This is a genomic window from Prevotella nigrescens, from assembly GCF_031191185.1.
Lineage (GTDB): Bacteria > Bacteroidota > Bacteroidia > Bacteroidales > Bacteroidaceae > Prevotella > Prevotella nigrescens.
The window spans coordinates 623,733-644,852 of record NZ_CP133465.1; the positions used below are offsets into that span (position 1 = coordinate 623,733).

General features: G+C 44.2%; 15 protein-coding genes and 1 pseudogene. 10 read left to right on the forward strand and 6 right to left on the reverse strand.

What is annotated here, in order from left to right; genetic code table 11:
• Positions 1 to 76: 76 nt before the first annotated feature.
• Together RDV52_RS04705 and RDV52_RS04710 are read right to left on the reverse strand one after the other, a co-directional pair.
• Positions 77 to 1,264: a transposase gene (locus RDV52_RS04705; protein WP_223381165.1), complete on the reverse strand. Its 1,188-nt coding sequence runs from the start codon at positions 1,262 to 1,264 to the stop codon at positions 77 to 79.
• A gap of 384 nt (positions 1,265 to 1,648) precedes the next feature.
• Entirely contained in the window at positions 1,649 to 1,885 is a 237-nt protein-coding gene (locus RDV52_RS04710; RefSeq protein ID WP_147278296.1) for a hypothetical protein, read from the reverse strand.
• Positions 1,886 to 1,967: 82 nt separating this feature from the next.
• Between RDV52_RS04710 and miaB the strand changes: the two genes are divergently transcribed.
• The 4 genes from miaB to RDV52_RS04730 are packed head-to-tail and all read left to right on the forward strand — an operon-like array spanning position 1,968 to position 9,009.
• A complete protein-coding gene (gene miaB, locus RDV52_RS04715) occupies positions 1,968 to 3,299 on the forward strand; it encodes a tRNA (N6-isopentenyl adenosine(37)-C2)-methylthiotransferase MiaB (RefSeq protein ID WP_040556904.1) in 1,332 nt (443 codons plus the stop codon).
• A gap of 28 nt (positions 3,300 to 3,327) precedes the next feature.
• Positions 3,328 to 5,187: an ABC transporter ATP-binding protein gene (locus RDV52_RS04720; protein WP_004366782.1), complete on the forward strand. Its 1,860-nt coding sequence runs from the start codon at positions 3,328 to 3,330 to the stop codon at positions 5,185 to 5,187.
• Positions 5,188 to 5,215: 28 nt separating this feature from the next.
• On the forward strand, positions 5,216 to 7,039 hold the full coding sequence (locus tag RDV52_RS04725; protein ID WP_004366781.1) for an RNA-binding domain-containing protein: 1,824 nt from the start codon (positions 5,216 to 5,218) through the stop codon (positions 7,037 to 7,039).
• Between the two features lie 2 nt (positions 7,040 to 7,041).
• Entirely contained in the window at positions 7,042 to 9,009 is a 1,968-nt protein-coding gene (locus RDV52_RS04730; protein ID WP_004366780.1) for an LTA synthase family protein, read from the forward strand.
• 377 nt (positions 9,010 to 9,386) lie between these two features.
• Here RDV52_RS04730 and RDV52_RS04735 read toward each other — a convergent pair whose 3' ends face one another.
• On the reverse strand, positions 9,387 to 10,274 hold the full coding sequence (locus RDV52_RS04735) for a DMT family transporter (protein WP_004366778.1): 888 nt from the start codon (positions 10,272 to 10,274) through the stop codon (positions 9,387 to 9,389).
• A gap of 461 nt (positions 10,275 to 10,735) precedes the next feature.
• Between RDV52_RS04735 and RDV52_RS04740 the strand changes: the two genes are divergently transcribed.
• Positions 10,736 to 11,683, forward strand: a complete 948-nt coding sequence (locus RDV52_RS04740; protein ID WP_004366776.1) for a lysophospholipid acyltransferase family protein — start codon at positions 10,736 to 10,738, stop codon at positions 11,681 to 11,683.
• A gap of 22 nt (positions 11,684 to 11,705) precedes the next feature.
• On the forward strand, positions 11,706 to 12,569 hold the full coding sequence (locus tag RDV52_RS04745) for a LicD family protein (protein ID WP_004366775.1): 864 nt from the start codon (positions 11,706 to 11,708) through the stop codon (positions 12,567 to 12,569).
• Between the two features lie 232 nt (positions 12,570 to 12,801).
• Here the strand turns inward: RDV52_RS04745 and metG are convergent, their stop codons facing one another.
• Together metG and RDV52_RS04755 are read right to left on the reverse strand one after the other, a co-directional pair.
• Positions 12,802 to 14,865 carry a methionine--tRNA ligase gene (gene metG, locus RDV52_RS04750; RefSeq protein WP_004366774.1) on the reverse strand — a complete coding sequence of 688 codons (2,064 nt, stop codon included), beginning with the start codon at positions 14,863 to 14,865 and terminating at the stop codon, positions 12,802 to 12,804.
• 80 nt (positions 14,866 to 14,945) lie between these two features.
• Entirely contained in the window at positions 14,946 to 15,494 is a 549-nt protein-coding gene (locus tag RDV52_RS04755) for a hypothetical protein (RefSeq protein ID WP_004366773.1), read from the reverse strand.
• 377 nt (positions 15,495 to 15,871) lie between these two features.
• On the opposite strand from RDV52_RS04755, the gene RDV52_RS04760 reads away from it, so the two are divergent.
• Positions 15,872 to 17,311, forward strand: a complete 1,440-nt coding sequence (locus RDV52_RS04760; RefSeq protein WP_004366771.1) for a C69 family dipeptidase — start codon at positions 15,872 to 15,874, stop codon at positions 17,309 to 17,311.
• Between the two features lie 288 nt (positions 17,312 to 17,599).
• Here RDV52_RS04760 and RDV52_RS04765 read toward each other — a convergent pair.
• Positions 17,600 to 17,823: pseudogene (locus RDV52_RS04765) on the reverse strand (transposase); the annotation flags it as partial.
• A gap of 142 nt (positions 17,824 to 17,965) precedes the next feature.
• Between RDV52_RS04765 and RDV52_RS04770 the strand changes: the two are divergent.
• The 3 genes from RDV52_RS04770 to RDV52_RS04780 all read left to right on the forward strand — a co-directional run bounded on the left by RDV52_RS04770 (position 17,966) and on the right by RDV52_RS04780 (position 21,094).
• Entirely contained in the window at positions 17,966 to 18,625 is a 660-nt protein-coding gene (locus RDV52_RS04770) for a hypothetical protein (protein WP_256593303.1), read from the forward strand.
• Positions 18,626 to 19,319: 694 nt separating this feature from the next.
• Positions 19,320 to 20,168 carry a M48 family metallopeptidase gene (locus RDV52_RS04775; protein WP_040557054.1) on the forward strand — a complete coding sequence of 283 codons (849 nt, stop codon included), beginning with the start codon at positions 19,320 to 19,322 and terminating at the stop codon, positions 20,166 to 20,168.
• A gap of 26 nt (positions 20,169 to 20,194) precedes the next feature.
• Entirely contained in the window at positions 20,195 to 21,094 is a 900-nt protein-coding gene (locus RDV52_RS04780) for a DUF1266 domain-containing protein (RefSeq protein WP_004366767.1), read from the forward strand.
• Positions 21,095 to 21,120: the final 26 nt, after the last annotated feature.

The window sequence follows — 21,120 nt, forward strand, 5'->3', positions numbered from 1 at the left end:
ATGCGTAATTCTTTCTAACTTTGCTATCTCTATACACATTTATGACACAATATAAACATCAATACTCCGTTAATTTTTATGCTGCGTCAGCATCGAAACTAAATGTCTCATTAATACTTTCTTTATTTAATGTCGTGTTCGGGTTTTTCTCGAACACGTCAATAATTCGTTGCACATAGTAGGCATTGACCATCTGCGCTTTAAGTCGACCGATGGACGTGCCAAGTTCCTTGCACATGATTTTGGCCACATTGAGTGCCGTGAATGAAGAGTTGAAGGCAAAGTCAAGTTTTCTCTTGTCGCGTGCCTGACAATCTGTAAGGCCGAGGAACTGCTTTGCGTCGCGAAAGCAGAACTCCTCTTGGAACCGTGTGGTGTAATATTCCACCACGTCGCGTCCACTCATGTTCTCATCCGTAGAGAAGTACAGACGGCGGACACCGTTGGGCAACTCGTGGATGACAAGCGAAACGACCCTGTGCAAGGACTTGCACCATGCCTTGAGCGCATAGGCTTTGCCTTCGGTCTCTCCTAAATCACGCTCATTGACTTTGAATATGTCGATGTTCCTTACGTCAATCTTGTCACCTTTGACACGAGGACGGCCGGGCTTTCCCGTGGACTCCCCATCCCATGTGTAAAACAAGGCTGCGTCATGACGCAAGCGGCTCACAACATGGAATCCCATCTTCATTACCTTGTCGATGAAAGGTCTTTTGGAGAAGGCTGAGTCGGCGACAAGAACCTTGCAGATACGCTGTAAGGTTACCTTGTCGTCCTCCAATACTTTGGCATACCAGTCGTATAGGCTCATCTCGTCTTTCTGCTCACCTTTTTCCAATGTGGTCTGCACAGCCTTGAGCATCATACACTCATGCAAGTCCACGTCTATCACCCCGATGCCGAGGAACTCAAGACCGTGCTTTACCGCACCTGCACAGCCCGACCAGAACGCACCCACGTATGGGGTATGCTTCCCAGCCTTCTTGATGAAGCTTGGATCAATGACGATGGCATTGCGACCCTTACCCTGCTTGAAGGCGAAAGCACTCAGCCACATATTCATTTCGAGCCAGTTCACGCTGCGCTCTGCCGTCTGCCGATAGCACTGCTCGCCACGCTTTCCATAGCGTCCCATCTGCGTGAAATTGCATCTCCTTGGGATGACCATCAAAAGAAAAAGCATTTCCATGGCGTTTGTTTGAATACTTTCGTTTAACTTTGCTCCATCTTCAGCACTAAATGCTGCTTTGCAGAGCCTCATATATCGGCTAATCAAGTTGGTTATCAGCATAAACTTTATGTTTCTTTCTCAATCCATAAAGTTACTGAAGATCAACCAGATATCCGATTTTATTATGTTATATATTATTATTTGATCTACTCTTTTTCAGAGACCTGTCATGTTATCTTTCTGCCACAATTTATGTTGGCTTTTGGGTGAAAACTTCGCAAACTGCGAAAATTTAACGGACTATTGATATATAAGACAGGGATAAATTATAAAACAGCGACAAAGGTAATAAAAGTTTTAAGAACAATGTGTAGTACCTGTCGTTTTGTGGTGCAAGAAGAAAGACTTTGATATGGTTTTGTCTACATTTATATTGTTTGCCAAACTGCAAGCCAACGTAGCCCATCAGCTTAGCTACAGCAACCACGAGTCAGGCTTTTCCCAATCATCAGAACACCGTTGTTTGCGGCGTTGGAGAGCAGCCATGTCTACCTGTTCCGTAACGGCGTTTGCCGTAACTCCGTTGCGACGATTGTCGTAACCCCGTAGCGACGATTGCCGTAACCCCGTAGCGACAATTGCCGTAACCCCGTAGCGATGATTGCCGTAACCCCGTTGCGACAATTGGCGTCCCACTTTTAGAGTTCTCACTACGATAAGTAATGCGCAATTGCTTGCTAATCTGCCAACAAATACGTACCTTTGCACGCTGAGAAAACAAGAAGGAAAGTTGATGAAAAAACTCTATATAGAGACATACGGCTGCCAGATGAATGTGGCAGACTCGGAAGTTGTTGCTTCCGTGATGAAGATGGCAGGATACGATGTGTGTGAGAACGAAGACGAGGCTGACGCTATTTTCCTCAATACTTGTTCCATACGAGAGAACGCAGAAAACAAGATTTACAACCGTCTGGAAACACTTTATGCCGAAAAACGAAAAGGACGTGAGGTCATTCTCGGCGTATTGGGCTGCATGGCAGAGCGTGTCCGCAAGGATTTGATAGACAATCACCACGCCAATCTTGTATGCGGGCCCGACTCGTATCTGAACTTGCCCGAGATGATAGCACGCTGCGAGAATGGACACAACGCAATGGACGTAGACCTTTCTACCACCGAAACCTACCGCGACATCGTGCCACAGCGCATCGGCGGCAATCGTGTATCGGGATTCGTGAGCATTATGCGTGGCTGCAACAACTTCTGCCACTATTGCATCGTGCCGTTTACACGAGGCAGGGAACGCTCGCGCGACGTGGAAAGTATATTGCGCGAGGTGAAAGACCTGCACGACAGAGGTTTCAAGGAGGTTACACTGTTAGGTCAGAACGTAAATTCCTACGGACTACTGCCTAACGGAAAACGCCCGGAAAACGGAACATCGTTTGCCGAACTGCTGCGCAAGGTGGCACAAAGCGTGCCCGACATGCGTGTTCGCTTCTCTACTTCCAATCCCGAAGATATGACGGAGGATATTCTGCACGCAGTAGCCGATGAGCCGAACCTTTGCAACCATATCCATTTCCCAGCACAAAGCGGCAGCAACACCGTGCTGAAGAATATGAACCGCAAGTACACTCGCGAAGACTACTTGGAGAAAGTGGCAGCCATTCGCCGAATTATTCCGAACTGCGGACTCACAACCGACATCTTTGTGGGCTATCACAACGAAACGTTGGAAGACCAAGAGCTCACACTATCGCTGGTTCGGGAATGCCAATTCGACTCTGCCTTTATGTTCAAATATTCAGAACGCCCCGGAACCTACGCAGCAAAGCATTTGCCCGACAACATTTCGGAAGAGGAAAAGGTACGCCGTCTGAATGAGCTCATAAAACTTCAGACCGAGATTTCGGCTATCCAGAACAAGAAAGACGAAGGAAAAGAGTTCGATGTGCTGATAGAACGCTTCAGCAAACGCAGCCGAGAGCAGCTTATGGGACGCACCGAGCAGAACAAAGCCGTCATTATTCCACGCGGCAAGCATCACATTGGGGAGACGGTTCGAGTGCGTATCACGGATTCAAGTTCGGCAACCCTCATTGGAGAAGTAGTAGAATAAGTCTAAGATGTTTCAACAAATGTAAGTTATGAAAGAATTTCTCCAAATATTGCGCAGGTTTGTTCCACCTTATAAGAAGTATCTTGTATGGTCGGTGGTCTTCAATATCCTGTCTGCTTTACTGAACATCTTCTCGTTTGCAGCACTCATTCCGTTGCTCCAGATACTGTTTAAAGTAAACACAGGAGCGAAGGCAACCCATGTAATGGCATTGAGCGACGGTTCTTTGAAAGATGTCTTGGCTAACAATGCCGACTACTACACGCAGATGTTCATCGCAGATTGGGGACCAACGACGACATTGCTCATCATTGGACTCATAATGGGCTTTATGACTTTCCTGAAAACGGGTGCCTATTTCCTGTCTTCAGCTTCTATCATTCCTGTCAGAACGGGCGTCGTTTGCGACATTCGTAACCAACTATACAAAAAGATAACGTCGCTTTCGCTTAGCTTTTTCAGCGAAGAACGAAAGGGAGATATTATTGCTAGAATGAGCGGCGACGTGCAAGAAGTGGACTCTTCTGTTATGTCTTCGCTCGATTTGCTGTTTAAGAACCCTATTCTTGTACTGATTTACTTCATTACTTTGATGGTTATTTCGTGGCAACTGACGATTTTCACCCTACTTTTCGTTCCACTCTTCGCATCGTTTATGGGCATTGTGGGCAGGAAATTAAAGCAAAGCAGCATTACGGCACAAGCCCTTTGGAGCGATACGATGAGTCAGGTAGAAGAGACTTTGGGCGGTTTGCGCATCATCAAGGCTTTCTGTGCAGAGGCTATAATGAATCAAAGGTTTCATAAAATAAACTCTATGTACCGCAACGACATAATGCGCGTGAACATTCGACAGCAGATGGCGCACCCCATGAGCGAGTTTCTTGGCACCATTATGATTATCGTTGTGCTGTGGTTTGGCGGTACGCTCGTATTAGGAGAGTCTCCCGTCATAAGCGGTCCAACCTTTATATACTATCTTGTTATTCTGTATAGCATTCTCAATCCGCTGAAAGAAATATCGAAAGCAGGCTACAGTATTGCGAAAGGTTTGGCTTCAATGGAACGAATCGACAAGATATTGATGGCAGAAAACACCATTAAAGAAGTGGAACAACCCAAACATATTGAGGCTTTCAACCGCCAAATAGAGTTCCGTAACGTCAGTTTTGCATACGATACGATTATAAAAGAAGACGGAACAACAGAGCCAAAGTGGGTTTTGCGTAACATTAATTTGATTATTCCCAAAGGCAAAACCATTGCACTTGTTGGACAAAGTGGTAGCGGAAAGTCTACATTGCTCGACCTTATTCCTCGCTATTACGATGTGCAAGAAGGCGAAATACTGATTGACGGTATCAATATAAAAGAACTCGGGCTGCACGATTTGCGCCACCTTATCGGCAATGTGAACCAAGAAGCCATTCTTTTTAACGATACATTCAAGAACAACATCTCTTTCGGAGTGGCGGCTGATGACAACGGAATCGTTGAGGCTGCGAAGATTGCAAACGCCCACGACTTTATCTCGCAGACCGAAAAAGGCTACGAAACAAACATTGGCGACCGTGGTGGCAGACTGTCTGGCGGACAACGGCAGCGTGTCAGCATTGCCCGCGCCATTCTAAAGAACCCCCCTATCCTTATTCTTGACGAGGCAACGTCGGCTCTCGACACCGAAAGCGAACGCCTGGTGCAAGATGCGCTCTACAAATTGATGAAGACGCGCACGACAATTGCAGTGGCACACCGCCTTTCAACCATTAAGAACTCCGACGAAATATGCGTCATGCACGAAGGAGAAATCGTGGAAAGAGGTACACACGACGAGTTAATGCAGCTCAACGGATATTACAAGAAGCTGCACGATATGCAAGAAATATAATGAATCAATGATAAGATTTGATTGATATATGATTGATACGATTGACTTTGAAGACTACATTGATACGCTCATTGCAGACAAAGAATCTGAAGAAATAGAATTTAAGAGCGCAAAAGGTGGTTTCCCGAGAAGCTTCTGGGAGACTTACTCTGCCTTTGCAAACACTGAAGGAGGGACAATCGTATTAGGAGTAAAAGAGAAAAACGGTAGTTTTAGTTCTGATAACTTAACAGAAGAGACCGTTGTCAAATATAAGAAAGTTTTCTGGGATAATGTAAACAATCCTAACACAATAAGCAGATGTTTGTTGAAGAATAGTGATGTAAAGACTATTAAATATCAAGATAGTTGGTTGTTGCTATTCTATATACCAATGGCTGATAGAACAGAACGCCCAGTCTACAGGACGCAAAATGCAAAAAATGGTACTTATAAGCGTGGTTACGAGGGCGATTATCTATGTGCATCTAACGAAGTAAATCGTATGTTTGCTGATGCAGACATTACAACGCCTCCTGATAGTCGCATTCTTACAGGTTTCTCAATGGACGATATAGATAACGAAAGTATGCAACAATATCGCCAATTATTTAATCTTTCAAACCCCAATCACCCTTGGAACGTACTAACCGATTTTGAGTTCCTACGTAAATTAGGAGGATATCGCACAGACAGAAAGACAGGAAAAGAGGGTTTTACATTGGCTGGAATATTGATGCTTGGGAAAACACATGCGATAACAGACAATGAATGTGTACCTAACTTCTTTTTGGACTACCGTCATTATGATGATGAACAGACACTAAAAGGACGCTGGATAGACAGGGTGTATCCTGACGGAACATGGGAAGCAAATCTCTTTCAGTTCTATAGACGCATTGCCCCAAAGCTCTATAAATTTGTTCCTGCACCTTTTGTGTTGTCAGGCGATACAAGAATTGATGAAAGCGAAGCACAAGTATCACTTCGTGAGGCTTTTATAAACAGTCTCATACATGCCGATTATAGTGTGAATGCGAGTTTATCAATCCTTAAATACTCTAATCAAATTGTGTTCTCGAACCCTGGAACACTGCTGATTTCAAGGCAACAATATTATAAGGGTGGTGAAAGTGTATGCCGGAACAAGGCTCTACAAACCATGTTTATGATGTTAGGTAAAGCCGAGAAAGCTGGCAGTGGCGTTGATAAAATACTGAAGGGTTGGGAAAAACAATACTGGAAGAAGCCTTCTCTATCCTTTAAATACCAACCGGACAAGGTAGAATTGTCCATGAGTATTGAGTCGTTATTATCTAATGATATCCGAATGGGTTTAATAAAGTTATTTGGTGAGAAGATAAACGGTTTAGATTATCAAGCATTAATAACATTGGCTACAGCTTATTCACAATCAGAAATTAGCAATGAGACTATTCGTCCTTTGCTTACAATACACAGAATAAGTGTTACTATCTTACTAAAACAATTATGTGAACATGGCTTTTTAGTAGCAACAGGTAGAGGGCGTGGTACAAAGTATCATTTAAACAGACAAGAAGCGAGTGCTGATATTGCAAGTTTAGACGCTAATATTGCAAGTACAAAAGCTAATATTGCAAGTACAGATGCTAATATTGCAAGCTCAAAACAAATAAAAATAGGAAAGCGTACAAAGCCAGAAATCTTATTTAAAGCAATTGCAGAAGTTTGTTCCGAATACGTAACACTCGAAGAGATTGCAACAAAGACAGGTCGTAGCACAGGATATTTAAAAGATAGAATTATACCAGAAATGCTCCGTCTGCATATAATTGAGCGATTGTTCCCGGAAGCTCCAACGAACCCTCATCAAAAATATAGAAGGATATAAGTATGTTAAACAATAGGAAAATGGCATTAAAAGCTTTGCAACCATTGTTCTCTTTGGTTGCAAATGTTGTGTTGGCATATTTGGTTTACTTTGTTGCCCGCGTGGCTTATCTGCTTGAAAACTATTCTTTCTTTAAAGAAGGGTTAAGTTTTGGGCATTTGATAAGAATGTTCCGAGGCGGCTTAATGTTCGACACCACAGCCCTTGTGTACAGCAACGCACTCTACATTCTGCTGATGCTGTTCCCACTTTGGCTAAAAGAAACAGACGCTTATCATCGTTTCTGCCGTTGGTTGTTCATCATCGTGAATGCCATTGGCTTGTTCTTAAACCTCTGCGACGCCGTCTACTTCCCCTTTACACTGCGCCGAACCACAACAAGCGTATTCCGAGAGTTCGACAACGAGAATAACTTAGGAGGCATTTTCACCACAGAAGTTTTAAACCATTGGTATTTCGTTCTGCTTTTCATAGTCGTAACGTGGGGTATGTACAAGTTTTACAGAATTCCAAAGAGCAACGCTTCCGACTTCAATACACCTCAAAAGAAGTGGCAGTTTGCAGGAATCAACTTCCTATCGTTGGCACTTGCCGCTGTCATTTGTGTGGGCGGAGCACGTGGCGGACTGCAAAGCGGAGTGCGTCCTATTACGATTAGCAATGCCAACGAATATGTGAAACGCCCCATCGAGTGCGCTTTGGTGTTGAATACGCCTTTCGCACTGATGCGAACCATCGGCAAAAGCATTTTCAAAGTGCCCGAAACCTTTGCTTCTCTCGATGCATCTGCAAAGTTTTTCAACCCCATTCATACACCCAATGCGGAAGTAAAAGCCAACAAAAAGAATGTTGTCATACTGATTGTTGAAAGTTTTGGACGCGAATATATCGGTGCTTACAACACACAACTCGAAGGCGGACACTACAAAGGCTATACGCCAAACGTAGATAAACTTATCAAGGAAAGCACCGTTTTTGAGTATTCGTATGCCAACGGGCACAAGAGCATCGACGGAATGCCTTCTTCCTTGTGCGGCATTCCGATGTTCATAGAACCTTTCATACTGACTCCCGCCTCTATGAACGACTACACAGGCATTCCCGGACATCTTTCAAAGTGGGGCTATCAAACAGCTTTCTTCCACGGAGCCAACCGCGGCTCAATGGGTTTCCTTGCCTTTGCCAACAAGATAGGCTTTCAAAAATACTATGGCAGACAGGATTATGCGCAGGACAAACGCTTCGGAGGCGATGCCGACTTCGATGGAAACTGGGGCATTTGGGACGAACCTTTCCTGCAATACTATTGCGCAAAGATGGGCGAAATGAAGCAACCGTTTATGACGGCTTTGTTTACAGTCTCAAGTCATCACCCCTTTGTCGTGCCAGACAAATACAAAGACCAATTCAAAGAAGGGCAGCTGCCTATCCACAAGTGCATTCGTTACACCGATATGGCTATCGGCCGTTTCTTTGAAAGTGCCCGAAAGCAACCTTGGTTCAAGAATACCATCTTTATATTGGTAAGCGACCACACCAACCAAAGCAACCACCAACAATACAAAACCGACATTGGCGAGTTCAGCGCACCCTTCATTCTCTACGACCCATCGGGCGAAATAAAACCCGGAAAGCGTGCCGGCATCGCACAGCAAACAGACATTATGCCGACCGTCTTTGGCATTTTAGGCTACAACAAGCCTTATCTTTCGTTTGGTTGCGACCTTCTCAACACGCCACCGCAGCAGACTTACGCGCTCAACTATATCAACGGAGTGTACCAATACACGAAGAACGGCTACACAATGCAGTTCGACGGCAACCGAGTAACAGGCATTTATAGTCTGAAAGACCTGCTTATGCAGCACAATCTCGTAGGCAAAGTACCCGAACAAGCACAGATGGAACGCGAATTAAAGGCAATTATTTATCAGTATATGTACCGTATGGTAAACAATAAACTTAGGTAAGCACTGTATTGATGGGGATTTTCCACAAGAAACCTATACTGTGTAAAGAAACATCATTAAACTCTATGGATTATATAAGAACAAGGCAGATAAAGTAATCTTTATCTGCCTTGTTCTTTTTAATAGCTTCTCTGATTTGTAAAGATAATTCGTTAGGAAAATGATAATTTCGATTTGACGTTGCGAAAGCGGCTGTTTTGCGCTGCAAAACCTACGCTTTTACCGTGCAAAACAGCCGCTTTTGGAACGCAAAACAATAGGTTTTGCAAAACGTTGATAGTGAGATTGTTATACAATGATTATGCTTGTGAAAAATATTTACATATATAAATGCTCTTGTTGGCGGATTTACAACGGTGCGTAAGCGTTTTATTGGCTCAACCAGTTTTACGTTTGCTGAGCACCAAAATAAGCACAGCGACAATGATAAGCACAAAGCCAACAACGATAGGAAGTGTGAGCGGTTCGCCGAAAAGAAGTATGCCCACGCACATAGCTGTCATAGGTTCGAATACTCCAAGCACAGCTGCCATGGTGCTGCTTATCTGCTTTAGTGAGATAATAAGCGTTACGTTACTTATGGCAGTGGGTACCAAACCCAATAAAAACAAATTGATGAACTGACTATGAGTTTCTATCGGGTCGATACGCCCTCGTGTAAAGGTGCCATAGAGTGCCAGAATGAGCATCGCAAAGAAAAATATGTAGAATGTAAGCTTGAGCGATGGCATCTTACGGATACGCATTCGGGGGAAGGCTACCATATAAACGGCATAGAGAAAACCCGAAGCAAGGAGCAAGAACAAACCTGTAAAGCCCTCCATGCCGCCTCCACCATCGAGTATTCCCGAAAGAAAGAACACGCCAGCAACCGCTATGGCAATGGAGATAGCTGTAGTTGCCGATAGTCGTTCGTGCAGAAACACCACCGAGAGCAGGCAAGTCCATACAGGATAAGAGAATAATAGCGTGGTGGCAATACCACTTGCCATGTAGTTATAGCCCTCGATAAGGGTGATAGACGATGCCGCATACACAGAAGAAAGAAACAATATGCGCAAGAAATCGCCAAAAGCAAGCCACATTCGGGTGCGGTGAAACATAAGCATACCTAACATAGCGAGGCAGCCAAAGGCGTAACGATAAATCAAAACGGACGTAGAGTGCATACCCGTGGCAAGCACAGGGACAGCGAACAGAGGGATTAGTCCAAACGTAATGCCCGAGATACTGGCATTGAAAAAACCTTTTATTGTAGACGACATCTAATGATCTGTTATAATGGAGATACGCGGCAGTTTGCCATAGTGCCTTCGTCTTTGCGTAGCACTGATTTTTCACTCCTTAATGGTGCGTGTATGCTATTTTACTTTTTGTGTATATCGTAAGCCAACATCTGCCTATAGGTTGTGTCAGGCATTGGGATAAGTGTTAGAAATGCTCGATAATATTGTATCTTTGCAGCACTTTGCGTGTGCAAAGTTACGAAGATGCTTTGCAATAACCTTGAAACGAGTGGCTGATTTTGGTATTATTAACGGCAAAGAAGCAGAATAAGGTGAAGAAAAACAGAAAAAATAGAGCTTACAAAGATAAATAATAGAATTTATGAAAATAAAATAAGGTTATATCAAAGCAAATAAGTACATTTGCAGTCGTATACTTTTGTTTGACAACGTACAAGGTAAGCGCGCCTATGCATACGTATTAACAAACAGAAAAACAGATGAATATCAAGAACAAAATACTTTACGGAATAGCATACGGCTTTTGGTTTATCCTCTCGCTGTTGCCATTTCGTTTTCTTTTTTTATTGTCCGACTGCCTCTACTTCCTTGTTTCAAAGGTGGTGAAATATCGCCATAAGGTTATTTGGAAGAACCTGAAAGAGAGTTTTCCCGATAAAACAGAAGCCGAATTGCGTACCATTGAAAAAGGCTTTTACCATTGGTTCTGCGACTATATCGTAGAAACCATCAAACTGATGACGATGTCGCCCAGTACACTGCGCAAGCGAATGAAGTTCACGGGTATGGAAAAGTTCAACGAAGTGCTGGGCAATGGCGGCTCGTGTGCCGTGTACTTGGGGCACTATTGCAACTGGGAATGGATAACCTCGCTGCCCTATTGGCTTCCCGAACACGTGCAATGCTGCGAACTCTACCACCCTTTGGAGAACGAACCTATGGACCATTTGTTCAAGAAAGTGCGCGAAAGGCAGAATGCTCTCTGCATTCCGATGCAGGAATCGCTACGCAAAATCATCGGTTTCAAGCGCAACAGCAAGTCGATTGTCGTAGGTTACATTGCCGACCAGACGCCGCTTTGGTGGAACATACACCATTGGATAGACTTTCTTCACCACGATACGCCTGTGCTTACAGGTGCCGAACGCATCGTCCGCCACACCAATCAAGTCTGCTTCTACGGCTATATGCGCCGCCCCAAGCGTGGCTACTATGAGTGCGAAATGCAGCTTATGACCGAAATACCTACCGAAGCTGCCGAGTTTGAGATTACCGACACTTACTTCCGAATGCTCGAAAAGAACATAATAAACGCTCCTGCCTACTATCTTTGGAGCCATAATCGTTGGAAGCGGACCCGCGAAGAGTTCAACGAAAAGTGGGAAGTAGTAGACGGAAAAGTACTGAAGAAGAAACAAACAGATTAATTCAACATCGCTTTTATAAACAATGGACATACCACAAATTAAGGATAAGAACCGCATTAGTTTGGAAGAGACCAGAGAAATGCAACGTATCATCTTGGGAATACTGGAGGCAATCGATAAGGTTTGCCGCAAGCACAACCTGCAATACTTCATGATTGCAGGCACAATGCTCGGAGCGGTACGTCACCACGGCTTCATTCCGTGGGACGACGATGCCGACGTAGCCCTTCCACGCCACGACTACGAGGTGCTGTTGGCACACGCCAACGAATGGCTGCCCGAAGAATACGAACTTGTGGACTACGAAAAGGATAGTCATTATCCTTACCAGTTCGCGCGCATACAAGACAAGCGCACCACCTACATACTGCGACGCAGCTTCAATTTTTTAGGTGGCATTCCCGTAGACGTGTTCCCTATCGACGGAATAACCGAGAACCGACTTGCTCGTAAGTATCATTACATGCGCTACAACTTCGTAAACAAACTGCTTTACTACTCGCAGCGCGACCCTTACAAGCACGGCAAAGGCATTTCCTGCCTGTTCTACAAAACCCTGCAAAAGATACTTTCACCACAGAAAATACATCGGGTACTCACAAAAATACAGTCGGAATACTCGTATTCGGATAGCAAATTGGCAGCCGACCACGACAATCGCCCAGAACGAGGCATACTCCCCAAGGAAGTCTATGGTACGCCTACGCCTATCATGTTCGAAGGCGTAGAGCTTATGGGAGTAGCCCAACCCGATGCCTACCTTTCTTATTGCTATGGCAACTATATGGAAATGCCCAAGGAAATACCGCCACAGAATTTCCGCTACATGGATATGAAGTCGCCCTACAAAGACTACAAAGGCTCTGTTTCGATGAAGAAGCAGTGAAATTCAAGCCTTCTCTGCCGTAAGGGCGATACGATTGGCAACGATACTGATTAGGTCGTAGAGCCTGAATACCTTGCAGAAAGAAGTACATCGGGGCATACCGTGTAGTTCTGCATTATGTATTGAACAAAAAATCAGCCGACTGATTCTTTATAATCAGTCGGCTGATTTAATGAAATATGCCCGACCATATCGGTACACAGCCATCAAATTGTTTCCATCTACTTACCCATTATCCAACCTGGCTGCCTGGTTTCACTTTGCCAAGTGTGGTGGTTACGCTGAGCGAACCATCGAAGTTTACGGCAGAAAGTATCATGCCTTGGCTCTCTATGCCCATCATCTTGCGTGGAGGGAAGTTGGCAATGAAAAGCACATCTTTGCCCGTGAGCTGTTCAGGCTCGTAGTAAGCAGCAATACCACTTAGGATTGTGCGCTCCGTTCCCGTACCGTCGTCGATGGTAAACTTCAGAAGTTTCTTGCTCTTCTTCACCTTTTCGCAGTGCAGAATGTGCCCGACGCGAATGTCGAGCTTCTCAAAGTCATCGAACGAAACTTCATTTTTAATAGGTTCTGCCACATAGCTGGCTGCTTCGTTTGCCTTTTTCGTTTCCTCGAGTTTCTTGAGTTGGGCGTCGATAGCCTCGTCTTCAATCTTCTCGAACAGCAAGTGTGGCTTGTTCAGCTTATGCCCTGCCGGAAGAATATCGGTGCTGCCGAGCTGTGTCCAGTCGTATTCTGAGAGATTAATCATATTGCGCAGCTCCTTGCTACTGAAAGGAAGGAACGGCTCGAATGCGATGCTGAGGTTCGCTACTAATTGGAGCGAGATGTACAAGATGGTTTCCACACGCTTCGGGTCGGTCTTCCAGACCTTCCATGGCTCGCATTCGGTAATGTAGCGGTTGCCTATTCGTGCCAAGTTCATAGCCTCTTTCTGCGCTTCGCGGAACTTAAACGCATCGAGATAGCTCTCCACTTTCTCCTTCACATCTTTAAATTCCTGAATGGTTTCACGGTCTACTGCAAGCAATTCGCCACACGCAGGCACTACACTGTCCCAGTATTTCTGTGTCAGTTGCAACGCTCTGTTCACGAAGTTGCCGTACACTGCCACTAATTCGCTGTTGTTGCGCTCTTGGAAATCCTTCCAAGTAAAGTTGTTGTCCTTGGTTTCCGGCGCATTGGCGGTAAGCACATAGCGCAGCACATCTTGCTTGTTGGGGAAGTCTGCCAAGTATTCGTGCAACCACACAGCCCAGTTGCGACTTGTTGAAATCTTGTCGTTCTCAAGGTTCAGGAACTCGTTTGAGGGTACGTTGTCGGGCAAGATGTAGCCGCCGTGCGCCTTCAGCATACTTGGGAAGATAAGGCAATGGAACACGATATTGTCTTTTCCGATGAAGTGGACAAGGCGTGTTTCAGGGTCTTGCCACCACTTTTGCCAGCTGCCGAACTGTTCCGGCTTGCTGTCGCAAAGCTCTTTGGTGTTTGAAATGTAGCCGATGGGCGCATCGAACCACACGTAAAGCACTTTTCCTTCCGCTCCTTCGACAGGCACGGGTATGCCCCAGTCCAGGTCGCGCGTCATGGCACGCGGCTGTAAATCCATGTCGAGCCAGCTCTTGCACTGTCCGTAGACATTCGGACGCCACTCTTTGTGGTCGTTCAAAATCCATTGTTTCAGCCATTCCTGATAGTCGTTCAGTGGCAGATACCAGTTTTTGGTTTTCTTTACTACAGGCTTTGAGCCAGAGATTGTGGAATGCGGATTGATTAATTCCATCGGGCTGAGGTCGCTGCCGCACTTCTCGCACTGGTCGCCATAAGCATGCTCGTTGTGGCAGTGCGGACATTCGCCCACCACATAGCGGTCTGCCAAGAACTGCTTAGCTTCTTCGTCGTAGAGTTGTTCGCTTTCTTTCTCTATCAGTCTGCCGTCATCGTAGAGCTTACGGAAGAAGTCGGAGGCAAACTTATGATGGGTTTCGCTCGTGGTACGGCTATAGATATCGAACGAAATACCAAACTCTTTGAACGAGTCTTTTATCAGTTTGTGATAACGGTCGCACACAGCTTGCGGAGTTATACCCTCTTTCTTGGCACGCAAGGTGATAGGAACACCGTGCTCGTCGCTGCCGCCGATGAAGACGACATCTTCTTTTTTCAGTCGCAGATAGCGTGCATAAATATCTGCAGGGACGTACACTCCTGCAAGGTGTCCTATATGAACGCCACCGTTTGCATACGGCAAGGCAGCCGTAACGGTGGTTCGCTTGAATTTCTTCTCTCCCATAAATTAATTGTTTGTATCTTTTCGTCTGCAAAGTTACACCAAATTGGCGGAACTAACAAAGGTTATTGCATTCTTGCAGTCTACTGAACTCTTACCGTTTTCAAACCTTCGTTACAACCAATGGTACGATTGCCTTTCTTGTACACATCTTCGTTGCCAGGCATATCAAGCACAAAACCTGCTGCTTTTACCTGTGCTACAAGGTTGTCGTAGGCACCCTGATTGAATACTCCTATAATAACAGCGCCATCTTGAAAAGCTACATAGCTCGAAACTCCCTTTTGAAGAGGTTTCGGATAGTCTTCGTACTTGCCTGCAGTAAGTATTTTTGCAAGGCGGCAGTTCTTGTAATACATCTTCGAGAACTTATCGAGACGGTATATCTCATAGTTCTCCTTTAGCTTGTAGCCGTATTTCTTCGTTATGCTCGCTATCTTTTCAGGATTTTCAACCATGTCTATAGCTTCTGCAATGCTTATAAAATCCTTGCTTGCCTCTACCTTTTCTGTAGTAGTTACTGGCGTAGTCGTAGCCCCCACAGTGTTTGCAGACTTCTTAATTGTGCCACAGCTCGTTAATGTTAATGCCATTGTTATGATGGCAACAGTTATCCATTGTCTCTGTTTCATACTTTTCTTATTTCCGAATGGTCTATATATAATAAAGGTGCAAAGATACAATAATATTTTGTACTTGTAGCATAAAACGCCATATCTAAGCATGAATGTGTTATAAAACCATTACAAATAGTATTCGTTTAATGGCACAAGACATGCCAGATTGTCTACTAAGATATACATTTCATGGTGGAATAACGAAAAAGAGACATAAAGATATTGGTAAAGCAGAAAAGAAAATAGGTACAAACCATATCTGCGTTTAGTTTTTGAAAATCTAATTACCTACAATTAGGTAAATTAAGTAGAAAACAACAAAAGGATACACTCAATTCAACTATTTTTCATACATTTGCCTATCGAAGTTACATCTTAAAATAAATGTATTTATGAAAGAAAACAAAGTATTGACAAGCAGTTTGCCATCAGAATGCACCACTATTATTGTGGGACAAGATATGACAGCCGATGGCTCTATGATTGTGGCACGGTCGGAAGACTGGGACGCCATGGAAGCCAAGAACTATGAAATTTACGAGGACACCACCGAAGGAGCAACAGAATACGTAGCGAAAGACAGTCCGTTCCGTTGCGAACTTCCTAAAGAAGCTTTGGGCTATGGCGCATTGGCACCTTATTGCCTGCCCAACCACTGGGGAAGTGCTGGCTTCAACACGGCAGGCGTGGGCATGAGTGCTACAGAAAGTATATTCAGCAGCGATGCGGTGTTGAAGTTCGACCCACTCGTAGAGACGGGAGTTGCCGAAAATGCTGTATTCAATGTTGTATTGCCCTACGTTCGCACAGCGCGCGAAGGGATTGAACGGTTAGGCATGTTGATTGAGAAACATGGTATTGCCGAAGGGTTCGGTATAGGCTTTGTAGACAACAAGGAAATATGGTACTTGGAAACTGCATGCGGACACCGCTGGCTGGCTTGCCGTATGCCGAAGGACAAGTATTTTGTTACGGGCAACCAGAGCCGCTTCCGCGACTACGACCCGTTAGACTCAGAAAACTACATGGCATCTAACGACTTGCTGGAATTTGCCGAAAACTGCGGACTGTACGACCCCAAGAAAGGGAAATTCGATTTCCACGAGGTTTACGCACGCGACATAAAGCTCGACACTACCTACAACTATCCGCGTGTATGGGGATTGCAGAAGATGTTTTCGCCCGGCATAAAGAACGATGTTGCCAAGAACACGTTCCCTGTTTATGCAAAAGCTGAACAGCCCATCAGCATTGCAGACATGCGCCGCGCTTTCCGCTTCCACTACGATAACACGGAGCACGACCCTTATTTGCACAGCAATCCGAAAGAACCTTATCGTCCGGTATCTATCTTCCGCACCACCCAAACACACATCTTGCAGGTTCGTCCCGAACTTCCACAGGCTATTGGCTGTGTAAACTATGTGGCTATGGGAATGGCAGACCTCGGCTTGTTCCTCCCGCTCTATCAAGGCATAACCTCTTATCCTGAAGCATATATGAAAGGAACAAACGAATCGAGCGTGGATTCTGCCTACTGGAAATTCCGCAAGGTAATGACTTTAGGCATGGTGAACTACAACAAGTATGCACCCATTATAAAGGAAGCTTACCTGAAGTTTGAGGCAGAAACCGACCAACGGCAGTGCGAAATGGAAGAAGAATATCTGCGCATTTACAAGACACAGCCACTACGTGCCAAAGATATGCTGCAGGAATTTTCGGACAGCATACTTATAAAAGGTATGGAACTTGCCGACCGCCTGCAAGAAAAACTCTTCACTCAGCTGACAAAGGACATACAAGCCGAATATCTTTTCCACGGCGCATAAACCATATTGCAGCCAACAAGCTATATACAAAAAAGAGTGTATCGATGCCATTACTTCGATACACTCTTTCGTTATTGAGAGAGGGGACGGCAAATGTCAGACTCCATCATAATCCCCAACTGATCATTAGACCGTAACACCATCAAAATAGCAACGGAGTTACTCCAATCGTCGCAACGGAGTTACGGCAGTTGCCGCAACGGGGTTACGACAAACACAGTAACTACGTTGCGACAAACATCGCTGCGGAACATCGGTAAACACGGCTGTTTGCTGATGCCGTGGCATGAGCCCCCTTTGAGTGAAGAACGATGAGACTGGAAGCATATAGCCATTGGCAACCAGTCTTGAGCTTATAAAGAATACACCGAACAACCTCTGACAGGCTACTGTGGCAGATATATCCACGTTTTGCAACTGATGAATGAGGTAGAATTTCAATTTTTTATTGTATCTTTGCCCGGTAATTTGTATATGAGAGGAGTTGGAAGAATTATCCAGATTGGGTTCATTTCTATGGAGACAAAACTGATCATGGCTATAAGAATGGCAACGAAGCTGTTGAAGTTAATGAGCAGCAACAGCATGGGCAAAAGAAGCCTGACAAAGAAGTTTGTTTCATCAATGGTGAAATATTTGTTGTTTATTATCACAATGACGTGTTGCATATGCTGTAACTCATTCCGCAATGCCCCCACTGTCAAGATTCGATACTCTACGGAAAAGGACACACTGCTGAAATCCTTTGGTATTTCGTATATTGATTTAAAAGGAGACAAGATAATCCATATCAGTAAAAGAACAAGTTGTATTTTGCAGCCGCTTGAGACATCGAAAAAGGGAGAGACTAATTACTTTCGACTAAAATTAAACAAAGATGGAAATACTGCATATCAAATAGACAGTATTTTATCTGTCGGAGAAATCCAGTACAATCCGGGGAACACAGGGATCATCTTTCCCATTACTAAACATCAAAATGAAGGTGATTTCTCGACAGCAGGAGAGATTCAATATTTTAATACTGACGAGTTGCTGGCAGATTGTATAGAGAAGAATCTTGAAAATTCAGAGGCTGTTTGTTTTGACAATAAGGGATTGTTCTGTTTGTACATGAACGCAGATACTTTGTTCGCATACAATATTTCCACAAAAGAGAAGAAGTCTATTTTCGCTTTTGATAATCCTATGATGTATTCTGTAGAACTAAAATTAAAAAACAACATACTCACGTTAATATATTATCCTAACTTCGTTGAAGACTTCTCTGACTTTCATTCAGCAAAAGTTATAAATTTTGACTATCATGAATAATAAACCTCACGCAGATGTTCTTTGGCAACTTCTTTTATACCAGTCTACAGCAAAAGTCCCTCGTAAGTATAGTTTTCCATTAAATAGGTTACTCTCAGCATCTGTATATATTTTTGATAGTCTTCATTATAAACTGCGCCTTGAAGTGTCAGCTGTCCGCTATTGCTGGAAGTGTGAGTATAATTCGTTCCATAGCCAGCGAGAATTTCTTACTTATAATTGAATGTCCACTCAGGAAAGCATTATATTTATTTTTTTGATATTGGGAATATTCCGCAGGGTTATTGCCTACAAAGGTTTTGAAATAAAGATATATTTAAGTCCGACATAGAGATTATGATTATAAGGAGTGCTTCCCTTTCTCTTTATGTTGCTTGTCAAGTCTGTAACTTTCCCCTTAATATCATGTTTTGTCCAAGAGCTTTTTGCCTCCTGCTTGATTATTTACCTATTCTCCAACATTTGCCACACGAGCTATTCGGTATATGGGAATAGTTCGTGTTTTCGCATCTTGTAATATGCAGCAAATTGTTTTATCCATCAATGCATGCGCTTAAATGTCTTGCCATCTCTACCTGAATAATATCACACCTTGACGGTACATAGATGTTTAAAAAATCTATAATTAATGTAAAGTAGAAGTTTTTTGTATATCTTTGCACTGTTCTTTTAAACTTAAAACAAAATGTATTTTATGAAAAAAATTTTATCACACGTGTTCGTTGCAGCTTTCTGCATGTTGAACACAATGCCAGCAATGGCTCAGATTAACCTTAAAAAGGCTGTCGGAGGTGCTGCAAAGGCAGTGAAAGCAGTAACTTTAACCGATGCCGACGTGGTAAATTACGTCAAGGAGTACATTGATTGGATGGACAAACACAATAAAGTTTGCCCCGAAAACAGTCCCTACACTATTCGTTTGAAGAAGCTTACAGCAGGCCTGACCGACGTCGAAGGAATTCCTTTGAACTTCAAAGTCTACCACGTTATTGATGTGAACGCCTTTGCTTGTGCCGACGGTAGCGTGCGCGTATTCTCTTCTTTGATGGACATTATGACCGACGAAGAACTGCTCGGCGTCATCGGACACGAGATTGGACACGTTGCCCACAAAGATTCAAAGAACGCATTCCGTACCGCTTTGCTTACTTCTGCTTTTAAAGATGGCATATCTTCAACCAACGGTAAGGCAGCCGCACTCACCGACTCACAGCTTGGCGAACTTGGCGAGGCACTGCTGAACGCTACATACTCACAGAAGCAAGAAAGCAATGCAGACGCTTATGGCTATGAATTCCTCAAGAAAAACGGCAAGAACCCTTGGGCTATCGCCTTGTCATTCGAGAAGCTGAAGAAACTCGAAGAGGACGCAGGCTACCAGAAAGACAGCAAATGGAAACGTATGTTCTCTTCGCACCCAGACCTTGACAAGCGCATCAAGACCATGAGTGCGCGTGCTACAAAGGACGGATTTGCTCGTCCAGAGAATAAAATGCCCGAGAAGCCAGCAGCACGGAAAGAGGTAAAGGGCAAGAAGAAATAAACTAAAATCCTATTACAATTGTTTTTATGAATAAGAAAACAACCACAATTCTTATGCTGATGCTATGTTTCGTGGCACAGTATGCAGAAGCTTTCAAGATTACTGCGAAGAAAGTTCAGCTTCCGGAAAACGACAATAACACTATATTCTGGATTATTGCAGTCGTTGTCGGCTTGGCAATCTTGCTTTGGCTATACAACAACAGTTCTAAAATCAAGAGTCTGTTCAGATTTTTTCGCGGCAATATCCAAATGGCAAAGGAAACCGATTTGACCGAAGACCAACAACGCAAGGTGCTTTTGAGCGGTGTTTTCTCAGCCCAGAAGTCTGCCCTTATGAATACCATAAAGACCGGAATGGACAGGGAAGAACGCCAGACAATGCTTGCAAAGGGTTGGGGAATTCCCAACAAGGAGTCGGCAATAGACACACTCAACTATCTGGAACACGCAGGTACACGCCGTTTCTTTCCGCAAGTTGCCGAGGCTTTGAAGCTCAAAAACAAGAAGGCTATACAGCAATATCTCGCCGATACCTTTCAAAATGAAGGTGATATACGCGCCTGTTGGGAGCAGGTTCAGTATGCTTTCGGGTCTATTGATTCTCTAATGAAGGAACAAATCATCAAAGACGAAGCCGACTTTGTACGTATCGGACCTGATGCTTGGGACGCCGGAAGATTAGTATTCATGGCAAGACTGTGCCGTGAACAAGATTATATCACCGACGAACAGATGTGGCAATATATCGATGCAGCCGACGAAATAGCCCACCGAACACTCACTTGTTGGGAAGACTTCGGCAAGAGTTACATCATCGGACGCTGTCTGTGGTGTGGCACTGCCAACTATTTTGAAGTTATGGCAGGTCATGCAAGGGATATGTATTCGAATCCGAAGAGTCCTTGGAAGAGCATTCGGTTTTAAAAATTAATCTTTATAAAATAATAGAA